Source organism: Burkholderia sp. Ac-20353 (assembly GCF_017104785.1).
In the GTDB taxonomy this organism is placed as follows: Bacteria; Pseudomonadota; Gammaproteobacteria; order Burkholderiales; family Burkholderiaceae; genus Burkholderia.
In genome coordinates this window covers 37,860-54,483 of the sequence record NZ_JAAGPL010000043.1, presented here as the reverse complement: position 1 = coordinate 54,483, position 16,624 = coordinate 37,860, and the positions used below count along the sequence as shown (strand labels likewise).

Genomic DNA, 16,624 nt, shown 5'->3' with positions numbered 1-16,624 from the left:
CGCGTTCGTCGATGCGCCGGTGTCGGGCGGCACGGGCGGCGCGGCGGCCGGCACGCTGACCTTCATGGTCGGCGGCAGCGACGCGGACTTCGAGCGCGTGAAGCCGGTGCTGGCGGGAATGGGCAGGAACATCGTGCATTGCGGCGCGACCGGGATGGGGCAGGTCGCGAAGGTCTGCAACAACCTCGTGCTCGGCATCTCGATGGCGGCCGTGTCGGAAGCGATGTCGCTCGGTGTCGCGCTCGGCATCGACCCGAAGGTGCTCGCGGGCATCGTCAACACGTCGACGGGCCGCTGCTGGAGTTCGGATACCTACAACCCGTATCCGGGCGTGATCGAGACCGCGCCGTCGTCGCGCGGCTACACGGGCGGCTTCGGCACCGACCTGATGCTGAAGGATCTCGGCCTCGCGAACGACGCGGCGAAGCAGGCGCGCCAGCCCGTCTATCTCGGTGCGCTCGCGCAGCAGCTGTATCAGACGATGAGCAGCCGCGGCGACGGGCAGCTCGATTTCTCGGCGGTGATTCGCCTCTACCAACCGGCAACGAAGAAGGACGCGTGATGATCGAACTGGACTACGTCGACGACGGCGCGATTGCGTGCGTGACGCTCAAGCGCCCGCCCGCGAACGCATTCTCGCCCGACGGTCTGCTGCAGTTGCAGCAGACCGTCGCCGAACTGGATGCGGACCCGCGCGTCCGTGCGCTCGTCATCACCGGCGACGGCCCGAAGTTCTTCAGCGCGGGCGCGGACCTGAAAACGTTCGCCGAAGGCGACCGCGCGGTCGCGCGCGACATGGCATCGCGTTTCGGCGCGGCGTTCGAGGCGCTTTCCGATGCGCGCTTCGTGACGATCGCGGCGATCAACGGCTACGCCATGGGCGGCGGGCTCGAATGCGCGCTCGCATGCGACCTGCGGATCGCGGAGACGCACGCACAGATGGCGCTGCCCGAGCCGTCGGTCGGGCTGCTGCCGTGCGGGCTCGGCACGCAGACGCTGCCGTGGCTCGTCGGCGAAGGCTGGGCCAAGAAGATCATCCTCGCCGGCACGCGCGTCGACGCGGCGACCGCACTCAGGATCGGCCTCGTCGAGGACGTCGTCGAAACCGGCGCGGCGCGCGACGCGGCGCTCGCGCTCGCGCGCAACGTCGCACGGCAGAGCCCGCACGCGGTCGCGTACAGCAAGGAGCTGATCGGCCTCGCGCGGCACGGCGTGCCGCGCAGCGCGGCGCTTGCCGTCGAGCGCGAGCGCTTCGTCGACCTGTTCGATACGAATGATCCGCGCGAAGGCGTTGCCGCATTTCTCGGCAAGCGCGCGCCGCAATGGGGTAACGAAGGAGAGCAGGAACGATGAGCACGCCGGTCACGACTCACGACGCATTCGGGCAAGCCGCACCGGACGTGCTGTTCCGTGTGCTGAACCGCGTCGCGCTGATCACGCTGAACCGGCCGGCCGCGCTCAATGCGCTGTCGCACGGGATGGTGTGCGAGCTGGCGGCGCTGCTGGAGCGCTGCCGCACTGACGACCAGATCGTCGCGGTCGTGCTGCGCGGCGCGGGCGAGAAGGGCTTCTGCGCGGGCGGCGACGTGCGCGCGCTGTACCGGATGGCGTCGCAGCGCGATACATGGCTGCCGTTCTTCGTCGACGAATACCGGCTCGACTACGCGATTCACACGTTCCCGAAACCGGTCGTCGCGCTGATGGACGGCGTGACGATGGGCGGCGGCATGGGGCTCGCGCAGGGCGCGACGCTGCGCGTCGCAACCGAGCGCAGCAAGATCGCGATGCCGGAGACGCGCATCGGCCTGTTGCCGGACGTCGGCGCGACGCATTTCCTCGCACGCATGCCCGTCGAGCTGGAGCTGTACGTTGGCCTGACGGGCGCGATGCTGTCCGGCGCCGATGCGCTCACGGCGAAGCTCGCGGACCTGTGCGTGCCGTCGTCATGGCTCGACACGTTCGAGACGCGCATCGAGAGCGTGAAGTGGGGCGATGACGTGCCGGGCACGCTGCGCAAGGTGTTCGAGCCGCCGTGCAACGTCGTGCCGCACGCGGTGCTCGATACGCAGATGCCGTGGATCGTCCGCCATTTCGACAAGCGTTCGACGGTCGAGCGGATCGTCGCGACGCTCGCGCAGGATCTCGCGCGCGACGAGCTGTCGCGCGAGCACCGGCAGTGGCTGCAGGCGACGCTCGACGCGCTGCGCGGCCATTCGCCGACGATGCTCGCGGTGACGCGCGAGGCGCTGCTGCGCGGACGCCAGATGACGCTCGCCGAATCGTTCCGGATGGAACTCGGGATCGTCGCGCGCGCGATCGAGGACGGCGATTTCTGTGAAGGCGTGCGTGCGCACCTCGTCGACAAGGACCGCAAGCCGCGCTGGGCCCCTGCGTCGCTTGTCGAGCTGCGCGCGGAGCGCGTGCGGCATTTCCTCACGTCGCCGTGGAAGCTGTTCGCACATCCGCTCGTCGGGCTGGGCGAGGCTTGAAACGGATGCACGCCGCGTGGATGCGCGGCGAGAAACGGACACACGCCGTGCGGGTGCGCGGCGTGGTGACGAACACCTGATCGGCCGTCACTCGCCGATCATTGGCGGAATCGCCTGCACGAGCGCGTCGATCGTGCAGCGCGTCTTGCGCGGCAGGTAGCGCGTCTGCGGCCAGACCGCGTGGATGTCGCCTGTCTCGACGAAACACCGGTCCATCACGACCGCCAGCTCGCCGCGGCGCACATGGTGCGCGAGCAGCCAGCTCGGCAGCCACGCAATCCCGAATCCCGACACCGCCGCCGCGGCGATCGCCTGCACGTCGTCGAAGCTGAGCTGATGCTGCAAGTCGATACGCGTCGGCGTGCCGTCCGGCGCGCGCAGGTCCCACGGGTGCGGCACGCCCGCGCGCGAGTACGCGATCGTCCGGTGATCCTTCAGCGCATCCAGCGTCGCCGGCGTGCCGAAGCGGGCCAGGTACGACGGCGCCGCGCCGAGGCTGCCGTGCTGCGTGCCGAGCCGGCGCGCAGCGAGGCTCGTGCTGTCGGGCAGCTTGCCGATCCGCACCGCGAGGTCGAAGCCTTCGTCGACGAGATCGACGAAGCGGTCCGAGATCGCCACGTCGATCCGCAGGTGCGGATACGCGTGCGCGAGATCGAGCAGCACCGGCGTCACGCAGTGGTGGCCGAACGCGAGCGGCACGCTCACGCGCAGCCGCCCGCGCGGCTCGTGGCGGCCGCAGTCGAGGTCGGCTTCCGCGGCCTCCAGCTCCGCGAGCGCGCGCACGCAGCGGTCGTAGTACGCGTGCCCGTCGTCGGTCAGGCTCTGGCTGCGCGTCGTCCGCTGCAGCAGCCGCGCACCGAGCCGCTTCTCCAGCCGCGCGATCGCCTTGCCGACCGCCGAGCGCGTCATGTCGAGCCGTTCCGCCGCAAGCGCGAAGCTGCCAGATTCGACCACCTGCACGAAGGTCGTCACGCCGTCGAGTTTGTCGGTCATGGTGCGATGTCGCCGATTGGTTCCTGGGAGTCCCGAGTCATGAGAAATGGATGACTCAATGGGGAGAAAGATTCTCACTATAGTACCGACTCCCGTTCATCGCGTGCGGCGCCGCAGGCCACGCGTAGCGAACGCCTGCCACGAACCTGGAGGCGTCGCCGTCCGGCTGCCGGGCGACGACGCGACATCGCATGATGCAATCCGATAAGCAATCCGACACCCGCCGCAATGCGGTCGCGCTCGCGGCCGTCTGCCTCACGTCACTGATGTTCGGGCTCGAGATATCGAGCGTGCCGGTGATCCTGCCGACGCTCGAGGTCGTGCTGCATGGCGACTTCAACGGGATGCAGTGGATCATGAACGCGTACACGATCGCCTGTACGACCGTGCTGATGGCGGCCGGCACGCTCGCGGACCGCTTCGGCCGCAAGCGCGTGTACGTCGCGGGCACCGCGCTGTTCGGCGCGACGTCGCTGTTGTGCGGGTTTGCGCCGGACGTGCCGGTGCTCGTCGCGGGCCGGCTGCTGCAGGGCGCGAGCGGCGGCGCGATGCTGATCTGCCAGATCGCGGTGCTGTCGCACCAGTTTCGCGAAGGGCGCGAGCGCGGCCGCGCGTTCGGCATCTGGGGGATCGTGTTCGGGATCGGGCTCGGTTTCGGGCCGATCGTCGGCGGCGCGATCGTCGCAGTCGCGAGCTGGCCGTGGGTGTTCCTCGTTCATGTGCCGCTCGCGGCCGTCGCGCTCGCGCTGATCGGTGGCGCGGTGCGGGAGTCGCGCGATCCGCACGCGGGCTCGCTCGACGTCGCGGGCATCGTCACGCTGTCGCTCGCGGTGCTCGGTCTCGCGTTCTACATCACGCAGGGCGCCGAGCTCGGCCTGACGAGCGCCGCCGGGCTCGGCGTGCTCGGCGCAACGGTGCTCGCGCTTGCCGCATTCGTCGTTGCCGAGCGCCGCAGCGCGCACCCGATGTTCGATTTTTCGGTGTTCCGGATCCGTGCGTTCACGGGCGCGATCTTCGGCTCGATGGGAATGAACTTCAGTTTCTGGCCGTTCATGATCTACCTGCCGATCTTCTTCCAGGTCGCGCTCGGCTACGACAGCGTGACGGCCGGCCTCGCGTTGCTCGCGTATACGCTGCCGACGCTGATCGCGCCGCCGTTCGGCGAGCGTCTCGCGATGCGCCACGGGCCGGGCGTCGTGATTCCGGGCGGGCTGTTCACGATCGCGGCGGGCTTCGCGCTGATGCGGGTCGGCAGCGCTGCCGAGCATGCCGACTGGCTGACGATGCTGCCCGGCTGTGTGGTCGCGGGCATCGGGCTCGGGCTCACGAACACGCCGGTCACCAACACGACGACGGGCGCGGTGCCGAGCACGCGCGCCGGGATGGCGTCGGGCATCGACATGAGCGCGCGGATGATTTCGCTTGCGCTGAACATCGCGATGATGGGCTTCGTGCTGGTCGCGGGAATCGTCGCGAGCCTGAAGGCGGGTGTCGCGGGCGTGGTTGGCGATGCAGGATTGCGCGCGCTCGCGCAGCAAATCGCGGCGGGGCGCGTCGACGGGCTGCGTGCGCTGGCGCCGGCGCTCGCGCGCGCGGACCCGACCGGCGCGGCATTGCATGCGGCGCTCATGCACGGGTTCGGTTGGGTGATGGTGTACGGCGCGGCGGGCGTGGCGGTGCTGGCGACGGCGAGTGTGCTGGCGTTTGCGCCGGCGCGGCAGCGGACCGCGGTCGCGGAGTGACGGACGATGGCGAGCGGAGGTGGCGTGGCCTTGCGTCGGCGCAGTCGTCGCACCGCAACCGATTACTCCGTGCCGCCGCCGAGCGCCTGATACAGCGTCATCTGGTTGTTGAGCCGGTTCAGCCGGTTCTGCGACTCGGCACTTTGCGCATCGCGCAGCCGCTGTTGCAGGTCGAGCCACGGCTGCACGTCCGTCGCGCCGGCGGCGAACCGCGCGGCGGCCAGCGACTCCGCGCGCTGCGCTTGGGCGAGCGACAGCGTGCGCTGTTCGGCCTCGCGTTCGAGTTGCACGCGCGCGGCAAGCGCGTTCTCGACCTCTGCCAGTGCCACATGGAGTCGCTGGCGGAAACCGACGATCGCTTCCTCATACTGCGTCTTCGATACCTTGATCTGTAGTTGCATCGTGTTCCACTGGATGAACGGCAGCGCGAGCCCGAGCCCGAGCGTGCCGACCGGATTCGCGAGCACGCGCTCGAGACTCGCGCTCGACGTGCCGGCGTTGCCGGTCAGCGTGAAGGTCGGATAGAAGCTAGTGCGCGTCGCGTCGACCTGCGCCAGCGACTCGCGCAGCCGGAATTCCGCCGCGCGCAGGTCGGGGCGCCGACCAAGAAGGCTTGCGGGCAGGCCGGCTGCGACTTCCGGCGGCGGCCCGTCGGGCAGCGCCGGCGGCTCGGCCACAAGCTGCTGCGGCGGCCGATCGAACAGGATCGCGAGCGCATGGCGGTTCTCGGTGCGCTGCTGGATCAGTTGCGTCTGCGCTGCGCGTTGCGCGGACAGGCTCTGCTCGGCTTGCGTGACGTCGAGCCCCGACACGGCGCCAGCCGCGTGGCGCGAGCGGACGACCGTGAGCGTGCGCGCCGTATAGGCTATGTTCGCTTCGCCGAGTGCGATCTGTCGATTCAGGTAGCCAATCTGCCAGTACAGCGCCGCCGTCGTGCCGATCAGCGACAGCCGCGCCGCCTCGAGATCGGCGGTGGTCGCGTCGGCTTCCCAGCGTGCCGCGTTGCGCAGCGCGGCGAGCCGGCCCCACAGGTCGATTTCGTAGCTCAGCGAACCGGTGACGCCGCTCGAACGGCTCATCTGATGCGTGTCGAGCATGCGCGACACACTGCCGGTGGCGCCGAGCGAAACGGTCGGCGTCAGGTTCGCGTTGGCGAGCCCGGCCTGCAGTTGCGAACGATACACGCGGATCGCCGCGATCGCGAGGTCATTGTTGGTGCGCAGTGCGTCGTCGATCAGCCGGTCAAGCTGCGGATCGCCGAAGCTGCGCCACCAGGCGCGCGTCGCGACTGGCGCGTTGGCCGACACTGGGGCTTCCCAGTTTGTGGGCATCGCGACGGCGGGCAGCGGCGCATGGCGCGTGGCCGTGCAACTGGCCAGCATCGCGACGGCGCATGCGATTGCGCCCAGGCGACGAAGGGGAGAGGCGTGCGTCATGATCGTCCCCCGGTCAGTCGCGCGCGAGCGCATCGATCGGATCGAGCCGCGAAGCATTACGCGCCGGCATGAAACCGAAGACGACGCCGGTTAGCGTCGAGCAGACGAACGCGGTCACGATCGCGCTGGCGGAGAACACCATCTTCCATTGCCCGACGAACATCGAGAAAACCGCGCCGAGCCCGAACGACAACGCGATGCCGATCGTGCCGCCTAGCAGGCAGACGAGCACGGCCTCGACGAGGAACTGCTGCAGGATGTCGGACTGGCGCGCGCCGACCGCCATCCGGATGCCGATTTCACGGGTGCGCTCGGTGACCGACACAAGCATGATGTTCATCACGCCGATCCCGCCGACGACGAGCGAGATCACGGCTATCAGTGACAGCAGCAGCGTGAGCGACTGGCCAGTTTTCTCGACGGTCTTGACTACGCTGTCCATGTTGTATGTGAAAAAATCCTTGCGGCCGTGCCGCTGGATCATCAGTTTTTGCATGCTCTTCTCGGCGGCGGCGCTCGGCTGGCCGTCACGCACGCGCACGGTGATGCTGTCGAGATGGTGCTGGCCGAACAGCCGGCCGCTCGCCGTCGTGTACGGCACCCACACGTTCAGGTTCTTCACGTCGCCGAACGCGTTCTTCTTGTCGGTCGTCACGCCGATGACGACGGACGGCACGTTGTCGACGAGGATCACGTCGCCGAGTGGGTTTGTCTTCGCGCCGAACAGCTTGCGGCGCGTGTTTTGGTCGATTACGACCACCTGCGCCTGGCGGCGCACTGCGTCCTCGTCGAACGCGACGCCGAGCGTGAAGCTCATCCCGCGCGCCTGGAAGTAGCGGTCGCCGACACCGCTCACGAGCCCGTTGACATCGACGTTGCGATGGCGCAGCAGCAGCGTGCGCGACGTCTCGGGCGTCGCGCTGTCGACGTAAGGCTGCTCGGCGAGAGCGGCGACGTCGGCGGGCACGAGTGTCTGGATCGTGTTGGCCCGGCTGTCGCCCCAGTCGGTGCCGGGGTAAAGGTTGATCGTGTTCGTGCCGATGCTGCCGATCTCGTCGAGCATATAGCGCTTCGCGCCTTCGCCGATCGCGACGATCGACACGACGGACGTGATCCCGATGATGATGCCGAGCATCGTCAGCAGCGTGCGCAGCCGATGCGACATGAGTGCAATCCACGCCATCCGGCAGGCCTCGGCGAAACGGCCGGTGCCAGCTGCGACGTGCCGGGCACGCGTTTCGTTCGTGACGGGCGACACATCGTCGATGCTGTGCGCTGGTGACGTGCCGGACGCTTCGTCGTCGGTGCCGATGCCCGCTTCCGCGAGTGCATCCGAATATTGGTGGTTCGGCCGGTCGGCGACGATCTCGCCGTCGCTGATTTCGATGATGCGCCGCGCATGGCGCGCGACGTCCTTGTCGTGCGTGACGATGACAATCGTGTGGCCGAGCGAGTTCAGCTCGTGCAGGATGCGGATCACGTCCTGGCCGCTTCTCGTGTCGAGCGCGCCGGTCGGCTCGTCGGCGAGGATCACCTGGCCGCCGTTCATCAGCGCGCGCGCGATGCTCACGCGCTGCTGCTGGCCGCCCGACAGTTGCCCCGGCCTGTGATTCTCGCGTTCCGCGAGCCCGAGGCGCGCGAGCAGTTCGCGTGCCCGCGCGTGCCGCTCCGCTCGTGCGGTGCCCGCGTAGATCGCGGGCATTTCTAGGTTCGCGACCGCGTCGACGTGCGGCAGCAGGTGATAGCGCTGGAACACGAAGCCGAAATGCTCGCGGCGCAGTTGCGCGAGCTCGTCTCTGCCGAGCGTGTGCGTCTCGCGCCCGCCGACGGTGTAGCTGCCCGAGCTCGGATGGTCGAGACAGCCGAGGATGTTCATCAGCGTCGACTTGCCGGAACCGGACGCGCCGACGATCGCGACGATCTCGCCCGCGTCGATCAACAGGTTGACGTTCTTCAGGACGACGACGTCCTTGTCACCGGCGGGAAAGTACCGGGTGACGTCGGCGAGTTGCAGCAGGGGCTTGCTCATCGTCATACCGCTTCTGCCAGGGGCGGGTGCGCGTCTGCTGTGGCGTCGCCGATCACGACGCGCTCGCCGTCCTCCAGGCCCGCCAGCACTTCGACGCGTACGTTGTTGTTGATGCCGATGCGAACGGCCCGTGTTTCCGTGCTGCCGTCGGCGCACAGCACGCGGACAGCGTAGGTGCCGTCCTTGCGTTTCTCGCCGAGCGCGGCGGCGGGGATGCTGAGCGCGTTGCTCGCATTGCTGAGGACAATGCCGACCTGCGCGGTCATCGAGATTCGCAGCCGATGGTCGGGATTCGGCACTTCGAAGAGTGCGTTGTAGAAGACGGCTGTGTTCGGCTTCGCTCCGCCGCCGAGGCCCGTCTGCGAATCCGCAAAGTTCTGCGGCGCCGGCTCGATCGCGCGCAGCGCGCCGTAGTGGCGCGTGTCGGGTTCACCGAGGATTGTGAAATATGCGGTCTGGCCGGAACGCAGGCGAATCACGTCGGCCTCGGATATCTGTGCTTTCACTGTCATCGTGTCGAGATCGGCGAGCTTCCGGATCACTGGTGCCTGCTGTTGGGCGATCACGGTCTGGCCTTCCTGTGTGACGATCGCGACGACCTCGCCGTTCATCGGCGCGACGATGCGCGTATAGCTGAGGTTCGCCTGCGCGGTGTCGATCTGGATGCGGGCCGAACGGATCTGCGCTGCGAGCGACGCAAGGTTCGAGCGCTGCACCTCGAGTGTCGCGCGCGCGGTCTCGACAGCTTCGCGCGGCGTGGCGTCGTCGGGCAGCATCGCCTGCTGGCGGCGGAACGCGAGATTCGCCTGCGTCATCAGTGCGGCAGTCGCTTGCTGCTGCGCGCGCAGGCTTTCCTCGCTGGCGCGCGCCTGGCGCAGCGTGTTTTCGGAGATGACGGGGTCGATCTCGGCGAGCCACTGGCCCTTCGCGACCTTGTCTCCAAGTTTTACCTTCAGCGTCTTCAATTGCCCGGATACCTGCGCGCCGACGTCGACCTGCTTGAACGCCTGCAGCGTCCCGGTTGCGAGCACTGCGTCCTCGAGATCACCACGCGTGACCGGCGCGGTCAGGTACTGCGGACGCTTGTCTGGCGCGAATATCGTTAACGTGACACCAGTGGCGATCGCAACGACAGTGAAGATGGCCAGCACGATGCGCTGGCGGCGGTGGGTATTCTGATTCATGAGAATACGGCGAGGATGTCTCGGGCGTCGGCGGTGTGTGCGGCCGATCGGGACGATCCGGTTAGCGTGGCATGCGGTGCAGTTCGATTGCGACAGAAGTCGTGTACGTATCGCGCGGAAGCGCTGATTCGAATCAGCCGCTCATGGTAATCGAGATAATCTCGCGAAATCGTGTGGAAACTGTGCTGAATCGTGCCGACGGCGTTGCCGGAACGGATGTCAATCTCTGCCATTGTTGCAATATATGAAATCGGCGGGCGAATGCAAGAACATGGCGACGGTAGTTGCGCGGCTTTTCTCGTCGAGCGCGCGCAGCAGAAAAATCCAGTCTTTGCGGTTTTAGGGTGAGCGAGGATGTTGGATGGCCAGTGCTGTTATTTTCGATCGATCATGTTGGCTAAGTCTTTTCCGGAAATAAATCCTTCGACTCTTTCGCCAGAAGGCAGGAATGTTGTCGGTGTTCCCTTGATGTTCAGTTTCTTTCCCAGCGAAATGAGTTCGTTGGTGATGGTGGGTTGACATGGTGTCCGAGGTGCCGTGATTTTTCCTCTTTGTACCTACTGCTTCCATGCCAGGGATGGATTGTCAGCGCAAAAGATCATTTTGGACTTGGTGGCTGAGTCGGTGGAAAGGATGGGGTACAGGAAAATATATATGGTTGCGTTTGGAACCTTGTCTGGCTCGGGGCTCATTTTTTTGCAAAATGAGCAATTTGGATCGAAGAAGGTGGCGATAATTCGTTTTCCATTTCCGTTTTTTGTTTTTATTGCGTATTGAAACGGAAGGTTGCCGATGGTAATGCTGTTGATTGAGTTGAATCGTGTTTCTGTTGAATTTTCTTGGTTGGTGGTGTCGATTATGTCGCCAATGATGATGTGCGTGCCCGTCGGGTTGCTGTAAAAAATTCGAGAGTTTGCGACAATTTCAAATAAACCGTCGATTGTGGATCGAGAGACTGTCTCAATTTTCAATTCTGGAACTTTGGTTTGCAGAATCTGCTTCAAATTTTCTTCTTCCTGAAAGGCGAATGCCTTGCCATGCATTGCAACAAAGGCGATCGACAGGAGTGTTGCTGCCAGTGATTTCAGATTTATCGGCATGATGGTTGGGTGTTGTGGCCTGAGGGGGCAGCAGGTACATCATGGATGCGCTAGGCGTATTTGGGTTTGTGTGATGCCGGTATTAGCTTGTTTTTCTATGGTGCCATTCACAGTGAGTTTCTCGAGTCGGTGGTAAAAAAAGATATCGCCCGGCGATTTTTGATTTTCGACATTGAGCTTTTCCATGATACGCAGCACTACTGTCGGAGAGGGTTCCCATTCGTCTGTCATGGAATTGGTGATATATTTGTCAAAATGAGATGATTTGAATGATTGGATTTTTCCGGTGGGATTTATTAATCTGAAATCGGAATCTTCGCCCACTAGTGTCTTCCACTCTTGGGCGTAGAGAGCGATTTCGTTTGAATCTTTCTCAACTGCATTGTCGAGAAGTTCGGCGAGATCGCCGGGGTTCGCGAATTCAGGGAAAATGCAGTCATCCGGAAGCAAAACCAAAAAAAGCTGTCGCGGCGCGCAAGTGCTTATCCAGTGTAGAAAATTTGCATATTCGTTGGATGAAATCACGTTTATCCATGTGAAAATTTTTGTGGGCACATCGATGGTGGCGACGGAATCACTGATTGTCGGGTTTTTCGGCGCGTAGCCGAGGTGTTCGGTAAACCATGTCGCAAGTGTTTGGGTATTGCGTTTCTTGAGTGGGCCGAGATGCCAATCTCCACCGATCAGAGCGCATGATCCTGTCAATCTTCCGTCCGCAATTGCGGATGAAATGGCACTGAATGATGTGTCCGAAAATGTTGCGTGGAGCATCTTTGAATGATCTACCTTGGGATTCATCGATGTGCCTTGATCATGTGTGAGTATTTTTAATACCACTAGGTAATTTGAGGAGAATGGAAAATTCGCCGCGAGTAAGTGGTGGTTTTTGTGTCGGAGAGGATTTTTCAACTTGCTAGAGTGGGGCGCTCGCGACGAAAGGCCTCGCTATTTTATACGGCGCAGCCGCTTATCATCGGCCACCACCCATTCGAACGATTGCATTGATTTAGGCAGTCTCCGCATCGCGTAATATTGGCGTTGCCGCCGGGTCTGCTGCCGTATCGTTGGATGCACATAGTGTAATGAATGGAGCAGCTCGTGTATGCTCGTTGGTTGGGGCTGTTTGGGCCCTCGAGGATTTTGTTTGCAAGCCCTTCTGCGGTGGCAATGCCAGGGTGGAATATAGTAAGAGCCATGCCGAAGGCGACTGCAGTCGATTGGATAATCTTCTTTGTGAAGAATTTTTGCTTGATATGCGTCAAAATCTCCTTTGTGGCGGTTGGGAAAAGAGTCGCAAATTACAGGCGCGACGTGGGTGAATTTGTGGGAATCAAATCATGTTTCAATTTAGGATTCCTGTGGTTTGTATGTTAGGCTTTTTTGTGTGGATTTTTCAAGGGATTATTTTTTTGAGATTAATAAATTGTCGCAGATTGTTAAATTGTTAAATGTTGTGAAATTAAATTGAGATCAGCGTTGGTGTATTCGTTCGTGCTTTCTAATGGTTGGGGAATACGGGGTTCGAGCATTGGCGCAGGATTGCCGCAGAACTTGCAGCGGCAAGACCAAAACCTTTCGCGCGTCTGGAGAGTGAAAGAAGGCGCCGTCTCGAAGTAATGCGTGAGGGCCCGCTTCTGGCGGGCGCTCCGAGTGGCAGATACGCATGTGCGGGAGCTGCTGTCGCGATCTTGACCCTTGGTGAAGGGGGCGGTGTCGAGTTTGGTCTGGCGAATTCCGCGGAGCAGCTATCTGGGTGGCGGCGAGTGCGTCAGACAGACGGAACTCGCGTAGCGGGGAGGTATTTTGCGGCGCCGGTTACGCGTGACGTGCGTCCATCCGCTTTTTCGTATCCGCATCGACGATCGCGCGGATCGCGCTGAACAGCGGGCTCGCGTTCGTGTATTGCCGACCGTAGCCGAGATTGAACGCGTAGTCGAAGTCCGGCGGATTGTCGCCCTGGCTGTGCTGCAGGATCGTTTCGAGCTTGTCGAGCGCCTTCACAGCCTGCGCTTCCGGTGTCGCGGCCTGCTCGTATTCGTCCCACAGCGACACGATCTCGTCGCGCAGCGCGGCGTCGAGGCCTGCCGTCAGCGTCAGCAGGTCGTCGCGTTCGTGTGCGCTTTTATCCGGATGCGCGGCCTGCTCGATCGCGGGGATGTCGCCATGCAGCGCTTCGCCGAGGTCGTGGACGACGCACAGCTTCAGCGCTTTCAGCGGATCGGCGCCGGGCAGCGCATCGGCGAACACGAGCGCCATCAGGCACAGCCGCCAGCTATGCTCGGCCGTGCTTTCCGGGCGCCCGTTCGATGTATGGCCACTGCGCAGCACGTCCTTCAGGCGTTCCGCTTCGCGCAGGAAACCGAGCCGCGCGTGGATCGTATCGAGGTTCATCGGCGAGTTCCATGCAATGAGCCGCCCAGCGTAAGCCGCCTGTCCGCGTATTGTCCACGCATGAAATATGCGCGGCGCGCGTCACAACGTTTCGACGAGCCGCGCGGCTGAGCCGTCCGACAGCACCATCTGCGTCCAGCGGCAGGTGCTGCGGCGGATCGGCACGACGTGCGACGCGTTCGCGCCGCTGCCGAACTCGACGCTCGGCGGGCCCGCGCTGTCGCGCCAGCCGAGCGCGTCGAGCGATGCTTCCGCGTGCACGATCTCGTGCGTCGCGTAGCGCCACAGCGACGTGCCGAGCAACGTCGACAGCGGCGCCGTGAATTCGGCGGCGCGCGACTGCGAGCATGCGAGCAGCCGGTGGGTGAGGTCGCACACGAGGTGCACGCGGCCCGGATGAGCAGCGACGAGCCGCGCGAGCGCACGGTCTCCCGCCGAATCGAGCCGCGCCGCGAGCAGCCGCTCGGCGAGCTCGCGCTCGTCGGCCGACATCTGCTGGGCGCCGGCTTCCCAGCGGGAAATCGTCGACTGCGCAACGCCGAACAGTTCGGCGGCGTGGCTCTGCTTCACGCGGTGCAGCAGCCGCCAGCGCTTCAGCAGCGGGCCGAGCGGGGACGATTGAAGCGGTGAGTCGGTCAAGGCGATGCTCCGGTTGCGGCCGTCGTGTGGCGCGTGCGTCGCTGTTCGCCGCGACCGACTTCGCCGGGATGGCGTAGGCGCCATTACATGATCCGGAGGCCGCCGTTCGCCTGGATCACGATGGCCGCGATCGGCACGAGCACGATGCCGCCCAGCACGAGCACGCCGTCGGCCGCGACGGTGACAGGCGTGGCCAGCAACCGGAGTCCTTTGTCGAACGCGGACAGCGGTTCCGTGATGAAGACCTGGTACCGCTCGTTGAACGCTTGAGCGGCCGTGTTCTGCATCGGCGCGAAGCCGTTGGCGGTATAGCGCTTGCCGCTGATCTCGCCGTCGAGCACGACGCCGTTCTTCGTCTCCGCGAAACCGTCGGCGACGGCCGCTTGCCGGTCGGCGGCGGACGCGTCTTGCGGCAGCGCGGTGCGGTAGTGGCCCGTCACGCTGCTGCCGTCGGCATGGAAACTGTAGAACGACGAGCGCAGCGATTTCCGGTAGCTGGACATCAGCACCGGCCGAAGCTGCTCCGGCAGGTCGAAGATGTAGTGATACTGATCACCCAGCACGACGAGCTTTTTGCCGTCTTCGGTGATCATGAATGCGGACACGGACTCAATGTACTTCTTGTCCTTCTTTTCGTACAGGTCACGCGTGAAGCAACCGGACAGCGCGAGGCTGCCCGCAACCATGCCGGCGGTCAGCAGGCGCCGGCGTGTGAATGTCGTTTTCATCAGTTCTTGTTCCGTCTGCGCGGTTAAGGTGGCTTTCACCCTCGGAGGCGATGATTCTGGCGCAATTGCCGGAGGTTGTCGAAGGGGATGCGCGTTCGGCGACGGCGCCGCGTGTCGCGCCGCGCGCCGCAAAGCGCCGGGACGAAGCGCTGGGCGCGCGTTGCGCAGCGGTGCAGCCGTGTGTCGTCCCATGACGCGCAATCCGTCACTGAGTGTCACCGACGGCCATTAGAATCGGCGCGCGGTGCTTGCCTGCCACGACCGGACCGTGCCGATCCCTGCCGCTTTCGACATCTTTTGTTGCCGCTCACCCGAACCCGCCATGTACCGGACGCTCCCGCTCGCCGTGCCACGCCGTCTCGCGATCCTTGCGCTGTGCCTCGCTGTTGCCGGCTGCGCCGGCTCGGGTCCGGACCGCGCGCTGCGCGTCGCAACCGGCACGGTCGCACACAACCTGTGTTCGGAGACGTTCGTGAGCGGCCTCGATCCGGATCGCGCATATGCCGAGGGCGTCGCGCCGATGCCCGGCTTCGGGCTGGTGCGCTGGGGCGTCCGCTACGACGTGGACCGCACGCAACAAGTGGTGCAGGCGACGTTTCTCGGCGGCTTCCGCAGCCGCGCGGTCTATCGCGGCGTGTACGGCTGCATGCTGACGTTCGCGCCGCGGGACGCAACGACGCGGGATGACAGTGCGCCACCGTCCGCGGCATTGCCGCGTGCCGAGCGCCACGCGGAATCCCCGCCGGTCGCGACGGCCGACCCGCGCGTGGGCGCCGCGCTCGACGCGGCCTTCGCCGAATCCGCAACGCCGCCGTACAGCGGAACGAAGGCGGTCGTCGTCCTGCACGACGGCAAGCTCGTCGCCGAGCGCTATGCGCCGGGCTATGCGCCGGACACGCCGGTCCTCGGCTATTCGCTGACCAAGTCGGTGACGAACGCGCTCGTCGGCATCCTCGTGCGCGAGGGCCGGCTGTCGGTCGACGCACGCGCGCCGCTGGCGGCGTGGCAGCACGCCGGCGATCCGCGCGGCGATATCACGCTCGCGCAGCTGATGCACATGACGAGCGGCCTCGACCTCGACGAGACCGGCAGCGGGTTCGATCCGTCGAACCGGATGTTCTACGACGAGCCGGACATGGCGGGCTTTGCCGAGCGCGCGCGACTCGTCGCGTCGCCCGGCAGCCGGTGGGCGTACAGCAGCGCGAGCACGCACCTGGTCGCACGCATCGTGCGCGATGCGGCCGGCGGCACGGGCGACGCAGTCCAGCGTTTCGCGGCGGACGCGCTGTTCGGGCCGCTGCAGATGCGCAACGTCACGCTGGAGATGGACGCAACGGGCACGCCGGTCGGCGCGCACTACATGCTGGCTTCCGCGCGCGACTGGGCGCGCTTCGGCCAGCTCTACCTCGACGATGGCGTGGTCGACGGCAAGCGCGTGCTGCCGGAAGGCTGGGTGCGCTGGTCCACCACACCGGGCGCCGGCACGAACTATGGCGCCGGATGGTGGGTCAACCGGCGCGACGCGAGTACGCAACCGGCGGCCGGCGGGAAGACGGGCATGCCGCTGATGCCGTCCGTGACGGCGGACGCGTTCTACGCACTCGGCAATCTCGGACAGTTCGTCGTCGTCGTGCCGTCGAGCCGGCTCGTGGTCGTGCGCGTCGGACGATCGCACCGGCCGTTCTTCGGCATCGCGGATGTCGAGCGGCTCGTCGCCGCGTGCGTGGCGGCGCAACGGTAGACGGCAGCGGCGCTCGCGCGGGGCACTGCCGCACGGCTCCAGCACCGAACCGACGGCCTGCAGGCCCGCGAACGGTTTCGGCGGGCTTTCAACCTTATTCGTCATATCTTAATATTTGACCCGTGCGATCCCGGCGGGACCGGGTCTTTCAC

Annotated in this window: 14 protein-coding genes; 5 read left to right on the top strand and 9 right to left on the bottom strand. The window is 64.9% G+C overall.

The genetic code is table 11. From position 1 onward, the window contains the following. From mmsB to G3N94_RS15370, 3 genes are all read left to right on the top strand, one after another. Positions 1-562, top strand: a 562-nt coding sequence (gene mmsB / locus G3N94_RS15380) for a 3-hydroxyisobutyrate dehydrogenase (protein ID WP_205793359.1), incomplete at its 5' end; no start/stop codon positions are given. Further along, positions 562-1,353: an enoyl-CoA hydratase gene (locus tag G3N94_RS15375; protein ID WP_205793358.1), complete on the top strand. Its 792-nt coding sequence runs from the start codon at positions 562-564 to the stop codon at positions 1,351-1,353. The genes mmsB and G3N94_RS15375, both read left to right, overlap by 1 nt. Then, positions 1,350-2,489, top strand: coding sequence for an enoyl-CoA hydratase/isomerase family protein (locus G3N94_RS15370; protein WP_205793356.1), 1,140 nt, complete (start codon positions 1,350-1,352; stop codon positions 2,487-2,489). Before G3N94_RS15375 ends, G3N94_RS15370 begins: the two co-directional genes overlap by 4 nt. An 87-nt stretch (positions 2,490-2,576) precedes the next feature. Here G3N94_RS15370 and G3N94_RS15365 read toward each other — a convergent pair whose 3' ends face one another. Further along, a complete protein-coding gene (locus G3N94_RS15365) occupies positions 2,577-3,482 on the bottom strand; it encodes a LysR family transcriptional regulator (protein ID WP_205793354.1) in 906 nt (301 codons plus the stop codon). 194 nt (positions 3,483-3,676) lie between these two features. Here G3N94_RS15365 and G3N94_RS15360 point away from each other — a divergent pair, with 194 nt between their 5' ends. Beyond that, on the top strand, positions 3,677-5,224 hold the full coding sequence (locus G3N94_RS15360) for an MFS transporter (RefSeq protein ID WP_205793360.1): 1,548 nt from the start codon (positions 3,677-3,679) through the stop codon (positions 5,222-5,224). 62 nt (positions 5,225-5,286) lie between these two features. Here G3N94_RS15360 and G3N94_RS15355 read toward each other — a convergent pair whose 3' ends face one another. The 8 genes from G3N94_RS15355 to G3N94_RS15320 all read right to left on the bottom strand — a co-directional run bounded on the left by G3N94_RS15355 (position 5,287) and on the right by G3N94_RS15320 (position 14,731). After that, positions 5,287-6,660 (bottom strand): efflux transporter outer membrane subunit, encoded by a 1,374-nt coding sequence (locus tag G3N94_RS15355; RefSeq protein ID WP_205793352.1) that lies wholly within the window; start codon positions 6,658-6,660, stop codon positions 5,287-5,289. 13 nt (positions 6,661-6,673) lie between these two features. After that, a complete protein-coding gene (locus tag G3N94_RS15350; RefSeq protein ID WP_205793350.1) occupies positions 6,674-8,689 on the bottom strand; it encodes a MacB family efflux pump subunit in 2,016 nt (671 codons plus the stop codon). 2 nt (positions 8,690-8,691) lie between these two features. Beyond that, entirely contained in the window at positions 8,692-9,873 is a 1,182-nt protein-coding gene (gene macA, locus G3N94_RS15345; RefSeq protein WP_205793348.1) for a macrolide transporter subunit MacA, read from the bottom strand. 557 nt (positions 9,874-10,430) lie between these two features. After that, positions 10,431-10,973, bottom strand: coding sequence for a DsbC family protein (locus G3N94_RS15340; protein WP_205793346.1), 543 nt, complete (start codon positions 10,971-10,973; stop codon positions 10,431-10,433). A 39-nt stretch (positions 10,974-11,012) separates the two neighbouring features. After that, positions 11,013-11,771, bottom strand: a complete 759-nt coding sequence (locus G3N94_RS15335) for a DUF3658 domain-containing protein (RefSeq protein WP_205793344.1) — start codon at positions 11,769-11,771, stop codon at positions 11,013-11,015. 1,017 nt (positions 11,772-12,788) lie between these two features. Then, complete coding sequence (locus tag G3N94_RS15330) at positions 12,789-13,364, bottom strand: HD domain-containing protein (protein ID WP_205793342.1); 576 nt, start codon at positions 13,362-13,364, stop codon at positions 12,789-12,791. Positions 13,365-13,445: 81 nt separating this feature from the next. Continuing rightward, complete coding sequence (locus G3N94_RS15325; protein ID WP_205793340.1) at positions 13,446-14,003, bottom strand: helix-turn-helix transcriptional regulator; 558 nt, start codon at positions 14,001-14,003, stop codon at positions 13,446-13,448. Between the two features lie 83 nt (positions 14,004-14,086). Then, on the bottom strand, positions 14,087-14,731 hold the full coding sequence (locus G3N94_RS15320; RefSeq protein ID WP_205793338.1) for a hypothetical protein: 645 nt from the start codon (positions 14,729-14,731) through the stop codon (positions 14,087-14,089). A 322-nt stretch (positions 14,732-15,053) separates the two neighbouring features. Between G3N94_RS15320 and G3N94_RS15315 the strand changes: the two genes are divergently transcribed. Further along, the gene (locus G3N94_RS15315) at positions 15,054-16,472 is read left to right on the top strand and encodes a serine hydrolase (RefSeq protein WP_205793336.1); all 1,419 of its coding nucleotides are present in this window, start codon (positions 15,054-15,056) and stop codon (positions 16,470-16,472) included. Positions 16,473-16,624: the final 152 nt, after the last annotated feature.